This window comes from Pseudomonas fluorescens (assembly GCF_001648775.1).
GTDB classification, from domain to species: domain Bacteria; phylum Pseudomonadota; class Gammaproteobacteria; order Pseudomonadales; family Pseudomonadaceae; genus Aquipseudomonas; species Aquipseudomonas fluorescens_M.
The window spans coordinates 278,472-300,001 of record NZ_LVEJ01000016.1; the positions used below are offsets into that span (position 1 = coordinate 278,472).

The following is a 21,530-nucleotide window of genomic DNA, read 5'->3' on the forward strand; positions in this document are numbered from 1 at the left end:
GCCTTCGAAGTGACCGTCCGTAACGCCATCGAAACTTTCCCGAACCGCCCGCAGTCATCAAAAGATACCGGCAACACGAGGACTTTCGACGGGAGGGTGGCATGGCGACGATTCACATCGGTATTTCCGGCTGGCGCTACGAGCCGTGGCGCGGGGACTTCTACCCCAAGGGACTGGCGCAAAAACGCGAATTGCAGTTCGCTTCGCGGGCGGTCAACAGCATCGAAATCAATGGATCGTTCTACGCCCTGCAACGCCCCGAACGCTATGCCCAGTGGTACGCCGAAACCCCTGACGACTTCGTTTTCAGCGTCAAGGCGCCGCGCTTCATTACCCACATCCGTCGCTTGCGCGAGATCGAAAAACCGCTGGCGAATTTCTTCGCCTCCGGGGTGCTGGAACTCAAGGAAAAACTCGGCCCGATCCTGTGGCAGTTCCCGCCCAACTTCAAATTCGAGCCTGAGCGTTTCGAACAGTTTCTCGCTCAACTGCCCCACGATACCGAAGCCGCCGCCACCCTCGCCCATCAGCACGATGCCCACCTGCACGGCCACGCGAGCATGAAAGCCTGGCGCAAAAAACCACTGCGCCATGCGGTGGAGATCCGCAACGACAGCTTTATCGATCCCGACTTTGTGCGCCTGTTGAAACGCCACAACACCGCGCTGGTGATCGCTGACACCGCCGGCAAATGGCCGTACCGCGAAGACCTCACCAGCGACTTCGTTTATCTGCGCCTGCACGGCGCCGAAGAGCTTTACGCCAGCGGCTATACCGCGCCAGCGCTCAAACGTTGGGCCGAGCGCATCGACGCCTGGCACCACGGCCAGCAACCCAAAGATGCGCACCTGATCGCGCCGCGCCTAAAGCCACGCGCACGCAAATCCCGCGAAGTGTTCTGCTATTTCGACAACGACATCAAAGTCCGCGCGCCCTATGACGCCCGCGATCTGCTGCAGCGCTTCGAGCTGGATAAAGACCTCGCCACCACGCCCGGTGAAGTGGCAGGCGAAGGAGTGTTGTCATGAGCATTCCAGAACCGGTCGGCTTCACCGATGAAGGCTCGGTGGTCGCGCCAACGGTGCGCACTTTCACCGTGCTGACGGTCAATACCCACAAGGGCTTCACCGCCCTCAACCGGCGCTTCATCCTGCCTGAATTGCGGGAGGCGGTGCGCAGCGTCGCCGCCGACGTGGTGTTCCTCCAGGAAGTCCACGGCACTCACGAGCATCACCCCAAGCGCTACTCCAACTGGCCGACGATGCCGCAGTACGAATTCCTCGCCGACAGCCTCTGGCCGCAGTTCGCTTACGGGCGCAACGCGGTGTACCCGGAGGGCGATCACGGCAATGCACTGCTGTCGAAATTCCAGATCATCCGCCACGACAATCTCGACGTGTCGATCAGCGGCCATGAGAACCGTGGCTTACTGCATTGCGTGTTGCGCCTGCCCGGCGACGGCACCGAGATCCATGCGATCTGCGTGCATCTGGGCCTGCGCGAAAGTCATCGCAACGCACAGTTGACGTTGTTGGGCGAGCGTCTCGCCGAACTGCCGGACGACGCCCCCGTGATCGTCGCCGGTGACTTCAACGACTGGCGCCAGCGCGCCGACGCCCTGCTCAAACCCTGCGGCCTGCGTGAAGTCTTCGCCGAGCATCAGGGCAAATCGGCGCGCAGTTTTCCCGCGCGTCTGCCGACCCTGCGCCTCGATCGCATCTACGTGCGCAACCTCAAGACCAGCCAGCCAAAAGTCTTGGCGAATCGACCCTGGTCACACCTGTCCGACCATGTCCCGTTATCGGTGGAGATCGAGTTATGAGCAGCGCGCCGCTGGAGAAATCCGCCGTGGAACCGATAGCCATCACCCCGCCGATACGCGAGCCGGGCCAAGTCGAGGTCGAGTACCGCTGGCAGGGCAACAACCGTGTCGAGTTGCTGGAAAATGGCGAGGAGTATTTCCCTCGGGTCTTCGCAGCGATGCGTGCGGCGAAGAGTGAAATCCTCCTGGAGACCTTTATCGTTTTCGAAGACAAGGTCGGCGCCGAGTTACAGGAGATTCTTATTGATGCGGCAAAGCGCGGTGTGCGCACCACCGTCAGCTTCGATGGCTTTGGTTGCGGTGAGTTGAGCACCGGTTATCTCACCGCGCTGAGCGAGGCCGGCGTGCATTTGCAGATCTTCGATCCGGCACCCAAACGTTTGGGCATCCGCACCAACTGGTTCCGCCGCTTGCATCGCAAAATCGTCGTGGTCGATGGCCTGATTGCGTTCATCGGCGGGATCAATTTTTCCGGTGATCATCTGGCCGATTTCGGCCCCGAGGCCAAGCAGGATTATTCGGTGGAAGTTCAGGGCCCGGCGGTCGCCGACATTCATCATTTCGCCCTGCTGCAAAGCGGTCGCCCGGGCCGCGCGCGATTCTGGTGGCAGCGCCGACGCCAGCGGCGCGCGGAAATGGCCTTCAACGATCACGACGGACAAGTACGGCTGGTGTTCCGCGACAACGATCAGCACCCCACCGATATCGAAGACGTGTATTTGCAGGTGCTGCGCCGCGCCAAACGCCGCGTGGTCATTGCCAACGCCTACTTCTTCCCCGGTTACCGCTTGCTACGGGAAATCCGCAATGCCGCACGTCGCGGTGTTGATGTACGCCTGATCTTGCAAGGCCAGCCGGACATGCTGGTGGCCAAACTCGCGGCGCGCATGACCTACGACTACCTGCTCAAGGCCGGCGTACAGATTCACGAATATTGCCAGCGCCCGCTGCACGGCAAAGTGGCGCTGGTGGATGACGAATGGAGCACCGTCGGTTCGAGCAATCTCGACCCGCTGAGCCTGTCGCTGAACCTGGAAGCCAACGTGCTGATCCGCGACCGCGCGTTTAATCAGCACTTGTTCGAGCGCCTCGAAGACCTCAGCCAGAATCACTGCAAAGCCATGGACGCGAGCAAATCCCCGCGCGGGCGCATCTGGCACATGACCGTGGGGTTTATGGTGTTCCACTTTCTGCGGCATTTTCCTGCGATGGCCGGTTGGCTGCCGGCGCACAAACCGCGGCTCAAGCCGTTTCGAGGTGACCACTCATGAGCCATTCCGAAGCGCACCCGAGTGGTCATTCGGCGCCAGCGACGCACTCGAAATGGAGTCGCTGGAAACGTCCGCTGACGCTGCTGTTTTTCCTCGCCCTGATTGTCTTGCTGACGCTGTTCGCTACGCGCATTGAATGGGCGGAAGTGCTGCAAACCCTTGCCGACTTCAAGGTGCGCACGCTGATCATTGCCGCCGGCCTGACGCTGCTGAGTTTTCTCGTTTACGCCAGTTTCGACCTGATCGGCCGCACTTACATCCGCCAGGACCTGACCTGGAAACAGATCCTGCCGGTGGGGATCATCAGCTACGCCTTTAATCTCAATCTCAGCGCCTGGGTCGGCGGCATCGCCATGCGCTATCGGTTGTATTCGCGCCTCGGTGTGAGCAAAGGCAACATCGCCAAGATTCTCGGCTTGAGCCTGGCGACGAACTGGTTTGGCTACATGACCATTGCCGGTGCGGTGTTCAGCAGCGGACTGGTGAGCATGCCGCCGGGATGGAAAGTCAGCAGTGATGCGTTGCAAGGCATCGGGGTTTTATTGCTGTTGACCAGCGCCGGGTATCTGGCGGCGTGCCAGTTTTCCAAGCGCCGCGAATGGTCGATTCGTGGCGTGGAAATCAATCTGCCGTCGTTGCGCATGGCCGTCCTGCAACTGCTGCTGGGCGCGCTGAACTGGTCGTTGATGGCGGCGGTGATTTTCACTTTGCTGCCGAGCAAACTCGATTATCCGTTGGTACTCGGCGTGTTGTTGATCAGTGCGATTGCCGGGGTCATTACGCACATTCCGGCGGGGCTTGGCGTGCTCGAAGCGGTGTTTGTCGCGCTGCTGCAACATGAGGCTTCGCGGGGCAGTCTGGTGGCGGGATTGCTGGCGTACCGGGCGATTTATTTTCTGCTGCCGTTGCTGATTACGGTGGTGATGTATCTGGTGGTCGAGGCCAAAGCCAAGGCGCTGCGGATCGAGAAGAAACCTTCTTGAGTTTTCGGTGAAGTTGATGGCCCCTTCGCGAGCAAGCTCGCTCCCACATTTGAAACGCGATCCCCTGTGGGAGCGAGCTTGCTCGCGAAGGCGTCCGCAAGAACACTAAAAGATCAAGCCGACTGAATAATGCTCAACCGCTCCCCAACAACCATCTCGGTAATCCAGTCCACCAGAATCGAGGTGTAGGCCTGCTGCGAAACCGGTTCGCTCAACGCATGATCGGCGCCGTCGATAATCCGGTGCGTCAGCGAGTGGGTCTGCTGACACGCGGCGCGGTAACTCATGATCGCCGCATGCGGTACGTAATCATCGGTTTCCGATTCCACCAGCAACACATCACCGGTGAATTGCGAGCACGCATGCAGCGCTCGGTTGCTATCGGCGCGCACCAGCGTGCTCCGATAATCACGCAGATCCGCTTTATCCAGATCGCGTTTTGGCGTGTGCCACTGTTCGTCGCGATACAGCGCCGGCACCCGCAACGCGAGCCAGCGCACCGGGCGCAATGACGTAAGGATCGCCGCCAGGTAACCGCCATAACTGGTGCCGACCACGGCGATCGCCGACGTATCGAGCGCCGGATGCGCGAGCAGCCGATCATAGGCCGCCAGCAAATCGCGCAGGTTGTCTTCGCGGGTGACCCGGGTCAGCGGAATCCCGGTGCCGCCGGTGTGGCCGCGCAAGTCGAACGTCAGACACACACAACCCAGCCCGGCGATGCCTTTGGCCCGTTCAAGATCGCGCTCCTGACTGCCGCCCCAACCATGGACAAACAGCACCCCCGGCACTTTCGATTTGGGACTGAGAAATGTCCCGCTCATCTGCTCATCATCAATGTCGATTTGAATGCTTTCGCTTCTAGCCGTCATAGGATTTGACCGTTACGTATTTGAGGAGAAATTCGCTGTTCTCAGCCGGGCCGCGATAGACCTCGATGGCGTCCGCCGGCAGCGGCTGATCGATGTAGGTTTCCACCGAAGACACGCGAATCGCGCGCATCGCCGGATCATTGACAAAGCTTTGCAGTGCCGCGACTTCGGCACTGCTGGCGCCGCCCATGCGCCAGGATTGTTCGAGCACGCCGCTACGGGATTTACCGTTGCTGTCCAAACCCTGGGCAATGTCGTAGTTGCGCCGCGAGGCATAAAAACGAGGGTAGGCTTCATCCGCAGCGTTGTCGAAAACCTGCGCCTGTTCGATGGCCAGTCGCACATCGACGGGCAATTCCAGCGCCAGCAAATCGTCATAACCACCCTGCACCACCAGCAGATTCGAGCCGCCGTAAACCTCTTCCCCATGGGCATCTTTGGTCAAGTATTGATCACCGCAGTAGCTCAGCACCTTGTCGCCGATGAATGACTGGCCGACGCTGTGGGTGATCACGTCGCTCAAGTCCTGCTCCAGCACCACGCCTTCGCTGAACTGTTTTTCAATGTCGGGGCGAGCAAGGATTTCGTCGAAGGCGTCGAGGCTTTTGATCACTTCCTGGCCGCGACCGGCGCAGGCATGGATCGGTTTCAAACGGATCGGGCCGTTGTACAGAAGATGCTCGGCGGCGGGTCGCGCATCTTCCAGCGCAAACACGCTGAGACCATCGAGTACCACGTTGCGCACCCGCTCGGAAAACAGCGGCGCCCAGCCTTGCGGGGCGTGCGCCAGATGACTACGCAAGCCGTGGCTGATGGCTTTGGTGCAGATGAAGTCGTGTTCGACAAAGCCGCCCCACAGATCCTCCGGGCCCTTGATGCCAAGCTCGTGAGCCTGGGCGGCGCCGACGATGGTTTGCGTCGGTAACAAATACAGGTCACGGCCGCGATGTTTTTCCGGGTCGTAACTGCCGCCGAATTTGAACCCGAGAATCTGCGCCAGCCAACGTGCCAAGGCTTTATTGGTGTGAACTTCGTGCTGCGGCGCGTCGGGGCGCACCGAGTGGGCGACGACGATTTTTCTGCGAGGTGTCGGGGTCATGCGTCCCCCTTCCATCGGTTCGATGACTGTAGCGGTGAGAGGTGCAGAGATCAGGCCAACGGCCGATTGGTGAAAATCCTCAGCGAATCAGAATGTTGCTCGAATCATGCTGGCACCGCGCCTGTTTCAATCTGCACGACCGCGCGCAAAACCCCGGCAAATTGCACGATCCATAGCCCTATAGAACTCAATGTGAGAGCGAGCCTGCTCGCGAAGGCGTCGTGTCAGCCGACATCAAAATTGCTGATCCATCGCTTTCGCGAGCAGGCTCGCTCCCACATTAGGAATTGGATAGCTTGGCTGTCGGTGTTACACCAAACCGCGCCCGATATTCACTCGGCGCCAGCCCGGTAATCTTCTTGAAGATCGCCCGAAACGCCCCGGGATCCTGATACCCGACCGTCCAGGCAATGTGATCAATCGTGCCATTGCTGAACTCGAGCATCTCCCGCGCCTTGCCGACTCGCAGGTGCTGACAGTACTCAGTCGGCTTCAACCCTGTCGCCGCGCGGAACCGACGCAGGAACGTGCGCTCCTCCAAGCCTGCCCGCTCAGCCATCGCAGTCAGCGAAACATCCGTCGCGCCAGTGCTTTGCAACCAATGCTGGACCTTCAAGATCGCGGCGTCGCCGTGACTTAGGATCGGCGCGAAGTTACTGCCGCACTCGCTGGCACTGTCACTGTGCTCCACCACCAGAAACCGCGCCGTGCTCGAAGCGATGCTCGGCCCGAGCAGGCGATCAACCAAGCGCAACCCCAGTTCCGCCCAGGCCATCAGCCCGGCCGTGGTGATCAGGTCACCATCATCGACAATCGGCGTATCCGCCTTGAGTTTGATCTTCGGGTAACGCTCGGCGAAAGTCTTGGCCGAGGTCCAGTGGGTGGTGGCGCTGCGACCATCGAGCAGACCGCTTTCGGCCAGCAATAAAGAACCCACACAGACGCCGCCGAGGGTCGCGCCGGCGGCATGCTGATCGCGTAACCATTGGCTGAGGCTGGCGGGCATGTGCGCGGCGGCAAAACCGCCAATAGAGGGTGGAATCAGCACCGCCAGCAAAGCACTGTCGTCAACCGCATGACTGCTGTAAATCCGCGAGGGTGGCTGATCACCTTCGACCTGCCAATGACTGACCCGCAGCAACGGCAATTGCGCAGCATTATGTTCGGCGGCAATCCGGTTGGCCACCGCGAACAGATCGGTCAGACCGTGCACCGCTGCCATTTGCGCACCGGGATAAATCAACACGCCCAGTTCAGCAACAGCGGCCCTTTCTGCGCCCATTGTCAGTTTTCCCCTGTCTATTGTCGGTGCGGCCAATCCTCGAATCGCTGGCCAGCGCCAATACTGAAGCCACTTCCAGCCAATCCATCGAGGACACACCCATGACCAAGCAAGCGCTCATCGTAGTCGATATCCAGAACGACTACTTCCCCCAAGGCAAGTGGCCGCTGGCCGGTGCCGACGCCGCCGCCGACAACGCCGCCCGACTGATCGCCGCGTTCCGCGAGGCAAACGATTCGGTGGTGCATATCCGCCACGAATTCACCTCAGCGCAGGCGCCGTTTTTCACCCCCGGTTCCGAAGGTGCCAAGTTGCACCCGAAAGTGCTTAATCATGCCGATGAGCCGGTGGTACTCAAGCACTTCGTCAATTCGTTTCGCGAAACCGAACTGCAGTCGATCCTTGATGAGCGAGATATCAAGGAATTGGTGGTGGTCGGCAGCATGAGCCACATGTGCGTGGACGGCATCACTCGCGCCGCAGCGGATCTGGGCTACAGCGTTACGGTGATTCACGACGCGTGCGCCAGCCGCGATCTTGAGTTCAACGGCCTCACCGTACCGGCAGCCCATGTCCACGCCGCCTTCATGTCGGCGCTGGGGTTCGCCTACGCCAGCGTGGTATCGACTGACGAATTCCTCGCCGCCCAGCGCTGAGCAATATTCTGCAAAAACACCAGGCCCGCCATGCAGCGGGCCTTTTTTCGCCTGTCATAAAAATCTCACGCGTGAGCCATTGATGGCATTTTGAATTGGTTGTAGTGTGGCTCACGCGTGAGATATCCATAGCCGAGCCGTTGCCATGAAAAGCCGTTCCCCCACAGCGAAATCAGAGACCCCGAAGGGAGAGCGCGCGAAACCGTCGGCGAAAAAACCGTCGAGCTTCTATATGAAGCAGATGCGCGCGGGCCTGGCCGCTGCCGGTTATGTGAAACACGAAACTTGGGTGCTTCCCGAAAACCGAAGCTTGCTCAAGCAAATGGAGCAACAGCTACGCCAACCGATTCTGGCTGGCTCTTTCATGTCGGAGAATTACATGAGCGCAGGCAACAACTGGACCATCGATAGCCTCTTCAACGCCCTCAAGGCCCTGGACGAGGTGGCTTCGCAAGAAATCACGCTGTCGCTGATCCAGAGCTCCGAACCCAGCATCAAGCTGGAAATGAACGAATTCGGCGGCCTGCCGATTCACATCGCCCTGGCCGGCCAGCAGATCATCGTCGACACCGTGCTGGTGGACATCGACTCGATCAGCGACGTACGCGCCTTCAACGATGCCGTGCTGCGCAGCCGAGAAATGTTCCCGCTGTCGTCGATCGGGATCGAGTCGATGCCGAACGGGCAGACCGTTTACAACATGTTTGGCGCCCTCAGCGCCGACTCGAGCCTGACCAACGTCGTCACCGAGGTGAAAACCCTGGTCGACAACGTGCAGCGCGCGAGTGAAGCCTTCGAACACTTCTTCAAGTAATCAACAGGGAATATCCAATGACTCAGTCCATCTGGAGCAAGTTGTTCACCGCACTGCGCGGCGGCGCCAATGAAGTCGGCGAAGCCATCGCCGACCAACAAGCCCTGCGCATTCTCGACCAGGAAATCCGCGACGCCGATACCGCACTGTCGAATGCGCGCCGTGAACTGGTCACCATCATGGCCAAGCACAAACTGGCTGCCGACCGCGTGAGCGAGTACGACGCCAAGATCAAGGATCTGGAAGCCAAGGCTGTCTCGGCCCTGAACGCCGGCCGTGAAGACCTGGCGCTGGAAGTGGCCGAAGCGATTTCGACCCTGACCAACGAACTGGATGTCGAGAAAAAGCAGAGCGATGAATTCGGCACTTACGCCGAGAACATGCGCAAAGACATCAGCAAGGCCGAGTCGCGAATCAAGAGCCTGCGCCAGCAAGTGGACATGGCCAAGGCCCGCGAAAGCGTGCAAAAAGCCCAGGTCAGTGCCTCCATCGCCAGCGGTGGCGCCAATGGCAAACTGGAAACTGCGGTCGGCACCTTGAACCGCCTGCAAGCCAAGCAGCAGCAGCGCGCAGCCGAACTGAGCGCAGCAGATGAACTGGCTGACGCTTCGACCGGCAACGACCTGGAACGCAAACTGCGCGACGCCGGCATCACGCCGAACGAAGGCAGCGCCAATGCGATCCTTGAGCGTCTGAAGCAAAAGTCCGCTCAGTAAACACTGCGGAAAAAACCTGTGGGAGCGAGCTTGCTCGCGAAAGCGTCGTATCAGTCGACATCAATGTTGACTGACACGCCCTCTTCGCGAGCAAGCTCGCTCCCACATGGTTTACGGCGCAGAAATCGCTATGCTCGTTCGCCGCTCGGCCCGGTACACTAGCGACGCTTTTTCGCCGACGAACACTTCCACCCGCTTCAAGGAACGTACCCATGGGATGGTTTAAAGATTTGCTGGGCACCAGCAACTGGCAGAACGCTGCGCCAACACCCACCGTTGCCAGTGGCCCACTCGGCATGGCCCAGGGCAAGGCAGTCAGGTTTGATACGACGCTGGCGCTGTTGCTCGATGGCTCGACGACGGTGCGTGTGCCTTTCGATCAGGCGATCTGGAGCCACGGTTGGGTCGACCTCGGCCAATCGAACAAACTGCATCGCTATTACATGAACGACGAGGATTTCTGGCTGCAGATCCACGTCACCGGTGAAGATCAGGTCGAATCCGTCACGTTGTTCAACTACGCCAGCTACGTGACCGTCAACAGTGACGCCGAGCTGCAGCGCCTGGCGGGCGCGAACAGCCTGATCGGTCTGCCGACCTACACCCATGAGGGTGTCGAATACACCCGCGAATGGGGCACCGAACAAGGCCAGACCGAACTCGTGCCGATGACCGAACAAGTGGTCAATCCGGACGAAAGCTACACCATCGAACACCACTCCATGCTGTATGCGCGCGACACCGGCCTGACCGATCGCCGCGAACTGCTGCTGTTCTCTGTCGAACAAGACGAAGAAGGCACCGTCAGCCTGAGCACTTCGCTGGGCATCTCGCTGTACACGACTGATCTGAGCACCATTTAAAAAAGGAAGTTTTTCATGCTGGAAGTGCTGGCCGTTTCCCTGAACAAGACCGCATTGGTCGGTTTCATCGTCTACCTGATCGGCGCCGTGCTGCTGTTCATGCTGTTTCAATTCATCTATACGCGGATCACCCCGCACAAAGAGTTCGAGCTGATCCGCTCCGGCAATATCGCTGCCGCCATTGCCCTGTCTGGCGCGATCATTGGTTTTGCAATCCCGGCCAGCAACGTGATTGCGTTTTCGGTCAACGTCCTCGATTTCGTACTCTGGGCGGTGATTGCCGCGGTGGTGCAGCTGCTGGCTTTTCTCGCCACCGGCCTGGTACTCAAAGGCACTTCCCAGCGCATCGCCAACGGTGAAATTGCTTCGGGCATTTATGTGGCAGCGGTCGCAATCAGCGTCGGCATGCTCAATGCGGCGTGCATGACCCCGTCCAACTGACCGGCAGGAAGCCTTAGATGAAACGCAGCAAATACGTTCAGCTGTCCCTCGCCGCTTCGGTGGCCATGGCCGTTTCCGGCCAGGCGGCAGCCGCGGATCAACCACGCAACTTCCAGAGCGTGGAACAGTGTGTCGACGCCGCAGTGGCTGCCGATGTCTGCTCCAACGCCTACGTCGCCGCCCTGACCGAACACCGGCGCATCGCCCCGGCGTACGACGACAAAAGCAAATGCGATGCGGACTTTGCCGCCGACTGGTGTCAGAAAAATTCCGATGGTCGCTTCGTGCCAAAACTGGGCGGCTTCAAGGTGCCGCAAACCGGTGAAGCCGCGCAGAATCTCGATGCTATCGCCAATGCACAGATGCCCGCCGGTGAAGCGGCCGCCGCGCAAAATGTGCAGAGCACCTCACACGCTTCCGGCGGCGGTGGTGGTGGCGGTGGCGGCAACGGTTGGTTGACCGGCTGGCTGATCGGCAATGCCATGAGCAACAACGCCAACCGCACGGTTTACCGCGATCGCGATACTCGCCAGACCTACAACACGTCGACGCAGTACCGCCGAGCCGAAACGACGTCGCGCAACCAGGCGGATTACGAGACCAGCAAAAGCAAACCGGTCAACGTCGCCTCGTCGACATCGCGCGGCGGCTTCGGCAGCCAGTCCAGCGCCCGCAGCGGTTGGGGTGGCTGGGGTAGCAGTTCTGGCCGTTCGAGCAGCTGACGATGAAAAAGGTCCATTGCGCCGAGCGCCCCGACTGGAAACACACTGCCGAAAGCCTCGGCTTCATGTTCCACACGATCGACGACGAGCCCTACTGGGACGAAAGCGCGTACTACCAGTTCACGCTCGCGCAAATCGAAAACGATCTTGAGGACCCGACCACCGAACTGCATGAGATGTGCATGGATCTGGTCGATCGCGTAGTGCACAGCGAAGAGCTGCTGGATCGCCTGAGCATTCCGGCGCCGTACTACGACATGATCCGGACCTCCTGGCTGGAAGGTCATCCGCATCTGTATGGGCGCATGGACTTTTCCTACAGTGGCAACGGCCCGGCGAAACTGCTGGAGCTCAACTACGACACGCCGACCAGCCTCTACGAGGCGGCGGCGTTTCAGTGGGGCTGGCTGGAGCAATGCATCGAGCGCGGGATGCTGCCGCGCCATGCCGACCAGTTCAACAGCATCGATACCAAACTGCATCAGGCGTTTGCTGAATTGCAGCTCAAGCGGCCGTTCTACTTCGCCTCGATGAAAGACTCGGTCGAAGATAAAGGCACCACCGATTACTTGCGGCTGATCGCGGAAAAGGTTGGTATTGAGTCGCGGCACATCGACATCGAAGACATCGGCCTGACAGCCGAGGGTCGTTTTGTTGACCTGGAAGATCGCTGGATCCCGCACCTGTTCAAGCTGCACGCCTGGGAGTTCATCTTCCACGAACCGTTCGGCGCGGCGATTGCCGAGTGCGACACGCAGTTTTTCGAGCCAGCGTGGAAAGCCATACTGTCGAACAAAGGTGCATTGCCGTTGCTGTGGGAACTGCACAAGGGCCATCCCAATCTGCTCGCGGCACATCTTGATCCGAATCCGACCAGCGCCGTTCCCAAAGGCTGGGTGCGCAAACCGTACTTTTCCCGTGAAGGCGCCAACATCGAGCTGCAAACGGCGCAAGGCCTGATCGTCAAAGAGGACGGCCCCTACACCGATGCGCCATTCATCCTGCAGGAATTTGCGCCACTGCCCAAGTTCGATGACAGCTATACGCTGATCGGCTCCTGGGTCGTCGGCGATCAGGCGGCGGGGATTGGCGTGCGTGAAGACAACAGTCTGATCACCAAGGACTCAAGCCGGTTTCTACCGCATTTGATCCTCGACTGATCGCTGTGGCACAGCAGGGGCCGGCCATAAAAAAACCGTAGCGTTGACGCGCTACGGTTTTTTTATGGCTGTGACTTACGACAGTTCTGTCGTGCGCGAGCGATCCGTTACCGGAGCATCTGTCTTGACGGTCTCGGTCGTGGCAATGCCGGCCATTCTGCGACGGGAGATTTCCGCGCCGCGACGACGCAATGGTGTTTCGACGAACCGGTAGTTCAGTTCGCTGCACACCAGCATGATCAACAACGACGTGAGCAATAACTCAACCGTGTAGTCCGCTCCCAGCGTCCCGCCATTGCTGTTGGCCATGCGCGTCCAGATTTCGGTACTCAGGTGGTAGGAAAATACGTGCACAACGTACAAGGCGTAGGAGCGCGAACCCAACCAGTCGAACACGCCGCGCAACAGCGCCGGGCAATAGATGTAGCCTTTGTCGTAACTGGCCAGCCAGACCATGATCAGTGCGGTTATCGCGATCAGCCCGACAGCGATCGGCATTGCGAGCAACTGCGCGGCGATCGCACCCAACATGTACAGAAGCCCCAGGGTCAGCGCCACGCGCTTGAACAGACTGGCGCCAAGCGCGACCGGTTCAAGCTCCTTGTACAGCGGCGTGCGGGTGAACAGGCAGAGCAGAATCCCCCACATCATCGCATCGAGCCGGAAGGAAAAAAGCATCGGCGCCGGCGCTGCGCCGAAGGCATTGCGATCAAAGCCGAACTGCGCGGCGATCAGCGCGATCAAGACAATCACCCGCCAGCGCGTCGAGGTTACCAGCAACAGGAACAACGGAAAGATGAAGTAAAACTGTTCTTCCAGCGCCAGGCTCCAATACACCGAGTTAGGCCCCAAAATCGCGCCGTACTGGTTGGCCAGGTTGCCCGAGAACGTCGCAACAGCAGTGAAACTGCGCAAGTTGTCGAACCAGGACTGAAAGGCGTTCGACTGATTGAAGAAAATCGAGAACGCCAGTGGGATCAATACCCACAGCCATGCTGTCGGCAGAAGGCGATAAGCCCGGCGAATCCAGAAAGAGGTCGCGGCCATGCCGAAGCGATTCTGCTGGCGGTTTTTGTCGAAGTAGTCGAGATACGCCTTACTGACCACGTATCCGGAAATGCAGAAGAACAGATCCACCCCGGTCCAGGGCGAGTACACCGAAAACAGCTTGGTCAGGAACACACTCTGAAACGGCAGCAGTTGAGGAAGATGGGCCATGATCGTCATGAGGATAGCGGCCCCCCGCAAATACTCGATTTCCTTGTTTTTGCTACTGCTCATTGGACTCTCTTGTTGTTGTGAATGAACAGTCTGCGAAGCTGTTCTGGCGAAGACGGGCAGGATCAACAGTCGACGGCACGGATCATGGAACGGCTGGCGACAGCCTTCAAGGCTCTGCGCGACACTTTATCGGGATATCAGCGCAGACTGGTTAGTCAGTTGGCGGTCATCGCCTTGAAGTGTGCCCCCCTGAAACGACAAAACCCCCGCAATGCGGGGGTTTTGGCTAAATCTGATCAGCTTCAGAACGGAATGTCGTCATCAAAGCTGTCGAAATCCGGAGCCGGTTGCGGCGCGGCCTGCTGTGGAGCCGGGGCCGAGCGCTGTTGCGGAGCCGACTGCTGCGGGCGTGGCGCCTGCTGACGTGGAGCCGGAGCCGATTGCTGGTAGTTGTTGCCGCCGCCTTGTTGGTCGCCCTGTTGTGGACGGCCGCCGAGCAGTTGCATGGTGCCTTGCATGTCGACCACGATTTCGGTGGTGTAACGCTTGATACCGTCTTTTTCCCACTCACGGGTCTGCAGCTTGCCTTCGATGTAAACCTGCGAACCTTTGCGCAGATATTCACCGGCGATTTCGGCTACTTTGCCGAACATCGAAACACGGTGCCACTCGGTCTTCTCGACCTTCTGACCGGTTTGCTTGTCGGTCCACTGTTCGCTGGTTGCCAGACTCAGGTTGGTCACGGCGTTACCGTTAGGCAGGTAGCGAACTTCGGGATCCTGGCCGCAAGTGCCGACCAATATGACTTTGTTAACCCCACGGGCCATAACGTTCTCCTAGGCGTCGCAAGCAGCCCCGGCCGGGTTGTTCACCAGGCGTTCGAGGGTGTCGCGATCCACTAATTCTTTGTCCAGTTTGATGTAAACAGCCGCTTCGTCAGCAACTATCACTGCATCGGTTACCCCCACGAGGGCCTTGAGGCGCTCGACCAGACCCGCTTCGCGGATCGCCTCGGGCGACAACGGCAAGCGCAGGCTCGTCACGTAGGGAGGTTCACGCATGGTAACAGCAAAGGCTAACCAAAGTGCAGCCAGCCCCGCGCATCCAAGGAACACAACCGACAGACCGCCATGCTGAAACAACCAGCCGCCGAGTATCCCGCCGAGTGCCGAACCGAGGAACTGGCTGGTGGAATACACGCCCATGGCCGTGCCCTTGCCACCCGCCGGTGAAACCTTGCTGATCAGAGACGGCAATGAGGCTTCCAGCAGATTGAACGCGGTGAAAAACACCACCGTGCCGATCACCAGAGCCCGCAAGCTGTCACCGAACTGCCAGAAGAATAGCTCAGTCAGCATCAGCGTCAGGACGGCGCCGAGCAAAACTCGTTTCATTTTGCGTTTCTTCTCGCCATAGATGATGAACGGGATCATGGCGAAGAACGAAATCAGCAGCGCGGTGAGGTAGACCCACCAGTGCTGCTCCTTGGGCAAACCGGCTTTTTCCACCAGCGCCAGAGGCAGCGCGACGAAACTCGACATCAACATGGCATGTAACACAAAGATGCCCAGATCGAGGCGAAGCAGGTCCGGATGCTTGAGCGTCGGCATCAAAGCCTGACGCGCCACGCCGGACTCGCGATGCGTCAGCGGTCCAGTGGATTTGGGCACCATGAACATCACGATGACGATGCCCACCAGCGCCATGCCACCCGTGGCAAGAAACAACCCGGACAAGCCGAACGCGCGGGTCAGCAAAGGCCCGACGACCATGGCCACGGCGAACGACAGGCCGATGGTCATGCCAATCATCGCCATCGCTTTGGTGCGGTGCTGTTCACGGGTCAGGTCGGAGAGCAACGCCATGACCGCGGCGGAAATCGCCCCGGCACCTTGCAGGATTCGCCCGGCAATCACGCCCCAGATCGAATCTGCCTGTGAGGCGAGAACACTGCCGAGGGCGAAGACGATCAGCCCGAGGTAAATCACCGGGCGACGACCAATGCGGTCAGAAATGATCCCGAACGGAATCTGGAAAATCGCCTGCGTCAGGCCGTAAGCGCCGATGGCCAACCCGATCAGAGCCGGGGTCGCTCCCGCCAGATCCATGCCGTAGGTCGCCAGTACCGGCAACACCATGAACATGCCCAGCATACGGAAGGCGAACACCAGGGCCAGACCGCTCGCCGCGCGGGTCTCGCTGCCACTCATGCGTTCGCTGTGGGGATCGTGCATGGAAAAACCTCGTGTGAACCGGCGGCGATTCTACCAGTCCCATCGAAAGACGGGGTAGATCGCGACGCTTTGACGCGTATAGATGAAACTCTCTTCATCCGGGGCAAAAAACCCTTCGTTTGATAGTGTGCATCCATCCAGTATTTGGCCGTATACTCCTACGTTTTCGACGCCCGCCGAGCGAGGCCACTTTGGACAAGATCCTGATACGTGGGGCCCGTACCCACAACCTGAAGAACATCGACCTGACCCTGCCACGGGACAAACTGATCGTCATCACCGGCCTGTCCGGATCCGGCAAGTCGTCCTTGGCCTTCGACACACTGTACGCCGAAGGTCAGCGCCGCTATGTCGAATCGCTGTCGGCCTACGCCCGCCAGTTCCTGTCGATGATGGAAAAACCCGACGTCGACACCATCGAAGGCCTGTCGCCGGCGATCTCCATCGAACAGAAGTCGACCTCGCACAACCCGCGCTCCACGGTCGGCACCATCACCGAAATCTACGACTACCTGCGCCTGCTCTATGCACGCGTCGGTACGCCGCGCTGCCCGGATCACGACATTCCGCTGGAGGCGCAGACCGTCAGCCAGATGGTTGACCTGGTACTGGCGCAACCTGAAGGCAGCAAACTGATGTTGCTGGCCCCGGTGATTCGCGAACGCAAAGGTGAACACCTTTCGGTCTTCGAAGAGCTGCGCGCCCAGGGTTTCGTCCGTGCGCGAGTCAACGGGCGGATCTGCGAGCTCGACGAACTGCCGAAACTGGATAAACAGAAGAAGCACTCGATCGACGTGATCGTCGACCGCTTCAAGGTCCGCGCCGATCTGCAGCAGCGTCTGGCCGAATCCTTCGAGACCGCGCTGAAACTTGCGGACGGCATCGCCCTGGTCGCACCGATGGACGACGAACCGGGCGAAGAGATGATCTTCTCCGCGCGCTTCGCCTGCCCGATCTGCGGCCATGCGATCAGCGAACTGGAACCCAAGCTGTTCTCCTTCAACAACCCGGCCGGCGCCTGCCCGACGTGCGATGGCCTGGGCGTGAAGCAATTCTTCGACATCAAGCGCCTGGTCAACGGTGATCTGACCTTGGCCGAAGGCGCGATCCGCGGCTGGGACCGGCGTAACGTCTATTACTTCCAGATGTTGGGCTCACTGGCCTCGCACTATGGCTTCAGCCTCGAAGTACCGTTCAACGAACTGCCGGCCGATCAGCAGAAATTCATCCTGCATGGCAGCGGCTCGCAGAACGTCGACTTCAAATACCTCAACGACCGTGGCGATATCGTCAAACGCTCGCACCCGTTCGAAGGCATCGTGCCAAACCTGGAACGTCGCTACCGCGAAACCGAATCGGCGAGCGTACGTGAAGAGCTGGCCAAGTTCCTCAGCACCCAGTCCTGCCCGGATTGCCGTGGCACCCGTCTGCGTCGCGAAGCGCGGCATGTGTGGGTTGGCGAGAAAACGCTACCAGCGGTGACCAATCTGCCGATCGGCGATGCCTGCGAGTACTTCGGCCAACTGAAAATGACTGGCCGTCGAGGCGAGATCGCTGACAAGATTCTCAAGGAAATTCGCGAGCGTCTGCAGTTCCTCGTCAACGTCGGCCTCGACTACCTGTCGCTGGATCGCAGCGCCGACACGCTGTCCGGTGGCGAGGCGCAGCGGATTCGTCTGGCCAGCCAGATCGGTGCCGGCCTGGTGGGCGTTCTGTACATCCTCGATGAGCCCTCCATTGGTTTGCACCAGCGTGACAACGATCGACTGCTCGGCACGCTCAAGCACCTGCGTGATATCGGCAACACGGTGATCGTGGTCGAGCATGACGAAGATGCGATTCGCCTGGCCGATTACGTTGTGGATATCGGCCCGGGCGCCGGTGTGCACGGCGGGCAGATCGTTGCCGAAGGTACGCCGGCTGAAGTCATGGCGCATCCGGACTCCCTGACCGGTAAATACCTGTCGGGCCGAGTGAAGATTGAAGTGCCGGCCAAACGTACGCCACGCAACAAGAAGCTGACCCTGTCGCTCAAAGGCGCACGCGGTAACAACCTGCGAAATGTCGATCTGGAAATCCCGATCGGCCTGCTGACCTGCGTGACTGGCGTGTCCGGCTCGGGCAAATCGACGCTGATCAACAACACGCTGTTTCCGCTGAGCGCCACCGCACTTAACGGCGCGACGACGCTGGAAGCCGCCGCGCACGACAGCATCAAAGGTCTGGAGCATCTCGACAAAGTCGTCGATATCGACCAGAGCCCGATCGGTCGTACCCCGCGCTCCAACCCGGCGACGTATACCGGACTGTTCACGCCGATCCGCGAACTGTTCGCTGGCGTTCCCGAGTCTCGCTCGCGCGGTTATGGCCCGGGGCGCTTCTCCTTCAACGTCAAGGGCGGTCGCTGCGAAGCGTGCCAGGGCGACGGCCTGATCAAGGTGGAAATGCACTTCCTGCCGGACATCTACGTGCCGTGCGACGTGTGCAAGAGCAAGCGCTACAACCGCGAAACCCTGGAGATCAAATACAAGGGCAAGAGCATCCACGAAACCCTCGAGATGACCATCGAGGAAGCCCGAGTATTCTTCGACGCAGTACCGGCGCTGGCGCGCAAGCTGCAAACGTTGATGGATGTCGGCCTGTCGTACATCAAGCTCGGGCAGTCGGCGACGACGTTGTCCGGCGGTGAGGCGCAACGGGTCAAGTTGTCTCGCGAATTGTCCAAACGCGACACCGGCAAGACCCTGTACATCCTCGATGAGCCGACCACGGGTCTGCACTTCGCCGATATCCAGCAACTGCTCGATGTGCTGCATCGCTTGCGTGACCACGGCAACACCGTGGTGGTGATCGAGCACAATCTGGATGTGATCAAAACAGCGGACTGGCTGGTCGACCTCGGGCCGGAGGGTGGTTCCAAGGGTGGGCAGATCATTGCCGTGGGTACGCCGGAGCAAGTGGCCGAGATGAAACAATCTCACACCGGCCATTACCTCAAACCGTTGCTGATCCGCGATCGGGCTTAAACGCCGGGCATGAAAAAGCCCCTGTCACTTCAACAGTGACAGGGGCTTTTTTATATCTATCGCGATCAGGACGCGTGGGATTGCAGGTAGTTTTCGAGACCGATCAGCTTGATCAGACCCAACTGCTTTTCCAGCCAGTAGGTGTGATCTTCTTCGGTGTCGTTGAGCTGAACCCGCAGGATCTCGCGGCTGACGTAGTCTTTATGCTGCTCGCACAGTTCGATGCCTTTGCACAGAGCCGCGCGCACTTTGTACTCAAGGCGCAGATCTGCTTCGAGCATCTCCGGCACGGTGGTGCCGACATCCAGGTCATCCGGACGCATGCGCGGCGTGCCTTCGAGCATCAGAATCCGGCGCATCAATGCATCAGCGTGACCGGCTTCTTCTTCCATTTCGTGGTTGATTCGCTCGTAGAGCTTGGTGAACCCCCAGTCCTCATACATCCGCGAATGAACGAAATATTGATCACGTGCGGCCAGTTCGCCGGTCAGCAACGTGTTGAGGTAATCGATTACGTCTGGGTGGCCTTGCATCGCCCTACATCTCCCTACTTGAAAGTCTGTAGTTTGAACCAACATGACCGGAAGGTCACCCGATTAGCGCAATAAAAGCGAAGATATTCTTAGAAAAGCAGCCTAAATAACGCAAAAACCGCCCAAATGAGGGCGGTTCTGCTTCTCGTTTAGACTTCGTTAAGCTGTACGTTGAGCAGCTTTGCGATTGCTTCTCCATACGCCGGATCGGCTTTGTAGAAGTGTTGCAGCTGGCGATCGACAACATCACTGGAAACACCACCCATCGCACCGGCGATGTTGCTGACCAGCAGGGCTTTCTGCTCGTCACTCATCAGACGGAACAGTGCACCGGCGTGGCTGTAGTAATCAGTGTCTTCACGGTGATCGTAGCGATCAGCAGCACCGTTCAAGGCGAGCGCAGGCTCAGCGTAACGCGGTGCTTGTTTTGGCGCTTCGGTGTAGCTGTTCGGCTCGTAGTTAGGCGCAGAACCGCCGTTGCTGCCGAAGGCCATCGAGCCGTCACGCTGGTAAGTGTTGACCGGGCTGCGCGGAGCATTCACCGGGAGTTGCTGGTGATTGGTGCCCACACGGTAGCGGTGGGCATCGGCGTAAGCGAATACGCGACCTTGCAGCATGCGGTCTGGCGAGAGACCAACACCTGGCACCATGTTGCTTGGGCCGAATGCGGCTTGTTCGACTTCAGCGAAATAGTTGAGCGGGTTGCGGTTCAGTTCCAGTTCACCCACTTCGATCAGCGGAAATTCCTTTTGCGACCAGGTTTTGGTCACATCGAACGGGTTCTCGTAGTGCGCCGCGGCCTGGGCCTCGGTCATGATCTGAATGCAGACGCGCCATTTCGGGAAGTCACCGCGCTCGATTGCCTCAAACAGATCGCGCTGAGCGTAGTCTGGATCCGTCCCCGCCAGACGCGATGCATCGGCCGGCGCAAGGTTCTTGATACCTTGCTTGGTTTTGTAGTGCCACTTGACCCAGTGACGCTCACCTTTAGCGCTGATCAGGCTGTAGGTGTGACTGCCGAAGCCGTGCATATGGCGATAGCCGTCAGGAATGCCGCGGTCGGAGAACAGAATCGTGACCTGGTGAAGCGCCTCAGGCGAATGCGACCAGAAATCCCACATCATCTGCGCGCTTTTCAGGTTGCTTTGCGGCAGACGTTTTTGCGTGTGGATGAAATCAGGGAATTTCAGTGGATCGCGAATGAAGAATACCGGCGTGTTGTTGCCAACAATGTCCCAGTTACCTTCTTCGGTGTAGAACTTCAGCGCAAAGCCGCGTGGATCACGTTCAGTGTCGGCCGAGCCGCGCTCGCCACCCACTGTGGAGAAACGCAGAAACGTTGGAGTTTGTTTGCCGACAGTTTCGAACAGTTTGGCGCTGCTGTACTCGGTAATGTCGCGAGTCACCGTGAAGGTACCGTAAGCGCCCGAGCCTTTAGCGTGCACGCGGCGCTCAGGGATGTTTTCACGGTTGAAATGGGCAAGCTTCTCGAGCAGGTGAAAATCGTCGAGCAGCAGCGGGCCACGTGGGCCGGCGGAGCGAGAATTCTGGTTATCAGCGACAGGTGCGCCACTGGCGGTCGTAAGCGTTTTGATCTGGCTCATACGGTCTTCTTCCTCTGTCAGTCTTGAAACTGCCGGCTAATCGGCTTGCTGAGAAGTATTGATCATCCATGTGACAGCCACAAATTCATTAACTTGCGGGCATCGATAGATAATTACTAATTATGTTTCCCAGCACATAGTGACAACAGGAAGGTGTCAGAAGCTTGTATGAACCGCGCGTTTTCTTGCGGACATAAAAAACCGGGCACTA

20 protein-coding genes are annotated in these 21,530 nt (G+C 59.2%); 12 read left to right on the forward strand and 8 right to left on the reverse strand.

All coding sequences use genetic code 11. The annotated features are described in order from the left end of the window. Positions 1-101: 101 nt before the first annotated feature. The 4 genes from A8O26_RS15905 to A8O26_RS15920 are packed head-to-tail and all read left to right on the forward strand — an operon-like array spanning position 102 to position 4,076. Positions 102-1,028 carry a DUF72 domain-containing protein gene (locus A8O26_RS15905; protein ID WP_064118862.1) on the forward strand — a complete coding sequence of 309 codons (927 nt, stop codon included), beginning with the start codon at positions 102-104 and terminating at the stop codon, positions 1,026-1,028. Then, entirely contained in the window at positions 1,025-1,822 is a 798-nt protein-coding gene (locus tag A8O26_RS15910) for an endonuclease/exonuclease/phosphatase family protein (protein ID WP_064118863.1), read from the forward strand. The genes A8O26_RS15905 and A8O26_RS15910 overlap by 4 nt, the downstream gene beginning before the upstream one ends. Then, on the forward strand, positions 1,819-3,093 hold the full coding sequence (gene clsB / locus A8O26_RS15915; RefSeq protein ID WP_064118864.1) for a cardiolipin synthase ClsB: 1,275 nt from the start codon (positions 1,819-1,821) through the stop codon (positions 3,091-3,093). The genes A8O26_RS15910 and clsB overlap by 4 nt, the downstream gene beginning before the upstream one ends. Further along, positions 3,090-4,076 carry a lysylphosphatidylglycerol synthase domain-containing protein gene (locus A8O26_RS15920; RefSeq protein ID WP_064118865.1) on the forward strand — a complete coding sequence of 329 codons (987 nt, stop codon included), beginning with the start codon at positions 3,090-3,092 and terminating at the stop codon, positions 4,074-4,076. The genes clsB and A8O26_RS15920 overlap by 4 nt, the downstream gene beginning before the upstream one ends. A gap of 113 nt (positions 4,077-4,189) precedes the next feature. On the opposite strand, the gene A8O26_RS15925 is transcribed toward A8O26_RS15920, so the two are convergent. The 3 genes from A8O26_RS15925 to A8O26_RS15935 all read right to left on the reverse strand — a co-directional run bounded on the left by A8O26_RS15925 (position 4,190) and on the right by A8O26_RS15935 (position 7,329). After that, a complete protein-coding gene (locus A8O26_RS15925; RefSeq protein ID WP_064118866.1) occupies positions 4,190-4,948 on the reverse strand; it encodes an alpha/beta hydrolase family protein in 759 nt (252 codons plus the stop codon). Beyond that, positions 4,938-6,047 carry a DUF3182 family protein gene (locus tag A8O26_RS15930; protein WP_064118867.1) on the reverse strand — a complete coding sequence of 370 codons (1,110 nt, stop codon included), beginning with the start codon at positions 6,045-6,047 and terminating at the stop codon, positions 4,938-4,940. Before A8O26_RS15930 ends, A8O26_RS15925 begins: the two co-directional genes overlap by 11 nt. 280 nt (positions 6,048-6,327) lie before the next feature. Next, entirely contained in the window at positions 6,328-7,329 is a 1,002-nt protein-coding gene (locus A8O26_RS15935; RefSeq protein WP_064118868.1) for a GlxA family transcriptional regulator, read from the reverse strand. A 101-nt stretch (positions 7,330-7,430) separates the two neighbouring features. On the opposite strand from A8O26_RS15935, the gene A8O26_RS15940 reads away from it, so the two are divergent. From A8O26_RS15940 to A8O26_RS15970, 7 genes are all read left to right on the forward strand, one after another. After that, positions 7,431-7,985 (forward strand): cysteine hydrolase family protein, encoded by a 555-nt coding sequence (locus tag A8O26_RS15940; RefSeq protein ID WP_064118869.1) that lies wholly within the window; start codon positions 7,431-7,433, stop codon positions 7,983-7,985. Between the two features lie 145 nt (positions 7,986-8,130). Further along, the gene (locus A8O26_RS15945) at positions 8,131-8,799 is read left to right on the forward strand and encodes a YjfI family protein (protein ID WP_064118870.1); all 669 of its coding nucleotides are present in this window, start codon (positions 8,131-8,133) and stop codon (positions 8,797-8,799) included. Between the two features lie 17 nt (positions 8,800-8,816). Further along, the gene (locus A8O26_RS15950) at positions 8,817-9,515 is read left to right on the forward strand and encodes a PspA/IM30 family protein (RefSeq protein WP_064118871.1); all 699 of its coding nucleotides are present in this window, start codon (positions 8,817-8,819) and stop codon (positions 9,513-9,515) included. A 212-nt stretch (positions 9,516-9,727) separates the two neighbouring features. After that, complete coding sequence (locus A8O26_RS15955) at positions 9,728-10,378, forward strand: DUF2491 family protein (protein ID WP_064118872.1); 651 nt, start codon at positions 9,728-9,730, stop codon at positions 10,376-10,378. A 15-nt stretch (positions 10,379-10,393) separates the two neighbouring features. Beyond that, on the forward strand, positions 10,394-10,819 hold the full coding sequence (locus tag A8O26_RS15960; protein ID WP_064118873.1) for a DUF350 domain-containing protein: 426 nt from the start codon (positions 10,394-10,396) through the stop codon (positions 10,817-10,819). Positions 10,820-10,836: 17 nt separating this feature from the next. After that, positions 10,837-11,541: a DUF1190 domain-containing protein gene (locus A8O26_RS15965; protein WP_064118874.1), complete on the forward strand. Its 705-nt coding sequence runs from the start codon at positions 10,837-10,839 to the stop codon at positions 11,539-11,541. A 2-nt stretch (positions 11,542-11,543) separates the two neighbouring features. After that, positions 11,544-12,701, forward strand: a complete 1,158-nt coding sequence (locus A8O26_RS15970) for a glutathionylspermidine synthase family protein (RefSeq protein ID WP_064118875.1) — start codon at positions 11,544-11,546, stop codon at positions 12,699-12,701. Positions 12,702-12,776: 75 nt separating this feature from the next. On the opposite strand, the gene A8O26_RS15975 is transcribed toward A8O26_RS15970, so the two are convergent. The 3 genes from A8O26_RS15975 to A8O26_RS15985 all read right to left on the reverse strand — a co-directional run bounded on the left by A8O26_RS15975 (position 12,777) and on the right by A8O26_RS15985 (position 16,156). Beyond that, the gene (locus A8O26_RS15975; protein ID WP_081265203.1) at positions 12,777-13,982 is read right to left on the reverse strand and encodes an acyltransferase family protein; all 1,206 of its coding nucleotides are present in this window, start codon (positions 13,980-13,982) and stop codon (positions 12,777-12,779) included. 242 nt (positions 13,983-14,224) lie between these two features. Continuing rightward, positions 14,225-14,749, reverse strand: coding sequence for a single-stranded DNA-binding protein (locus A8O26_RS15980; RefSeq protein ID WP_008081898.1), 525 nt, complete (start codon positions 14,747-14,749; stop codon positions 14,225-14,227). Between the two features lie 9 nt (positions 14,750-14,758). Continuing rightward, positions 14,759-16,156, reverse strand: coding sequence for an MFS transporter (locus A8O26_RS15985; RefSeq protein ID WP_064118876.1), 1,398 nt, complete (start codon positions 16,154-16,156; stop codon positions 14,759-14,761). 191 nt (positions 16,157-16,347) lie between these two features. Between A8O26_RS15985 and uvrA the strand changes: the two genes are divergently transcribed. Continuing rightward, positions 16,348-19,182, forward strand: a complete 2,835-nt coding sequence (gene uvrA / locus A8O26_RS15990; RefSeq protein ID WP_064118877.1) for an excinuclease ABC subunit UvrA — start codon at positions 16,348-16,350, stop codon at positions 19,180-19,182. Positions 19,183-19,247: 65 nt separating this feature from the next. On the opposite strand, the gene bfr is transcribed toward uvrA, so the two are convergent. Together bfr and A8O26_RS16000 are read right to left on the reverse strand one after the other, a co-directional pair. Continuing rightward, the gene (bfr, locus tag A8O26_RS15995; RefSeq protein ID WP_016983567.1) at positions 19,248-19,715 is read right to left on the reverse strand and encodes a bacterioferritin; all 468 of its coding nucleotides are present in this window, start codon (positions 19,713-19,715) and stop codon (positions 19,248-19,250) included. Between the two features lie 149 nt (positions 19,716-19,864). Continuing rightward, positions 19,865-21,319: a catalase gene (locus A8O26_RS16000; RefSeq protein ID WP_064118878.1), complete on the reverse strand. Its 1,455-nt coding sequence runs from the start codon at positions 21,317-21,319 to the stop codon at positions 19,865-19,867. Positions 21,320-21,530: the final 211 nt, after the last annotated feature.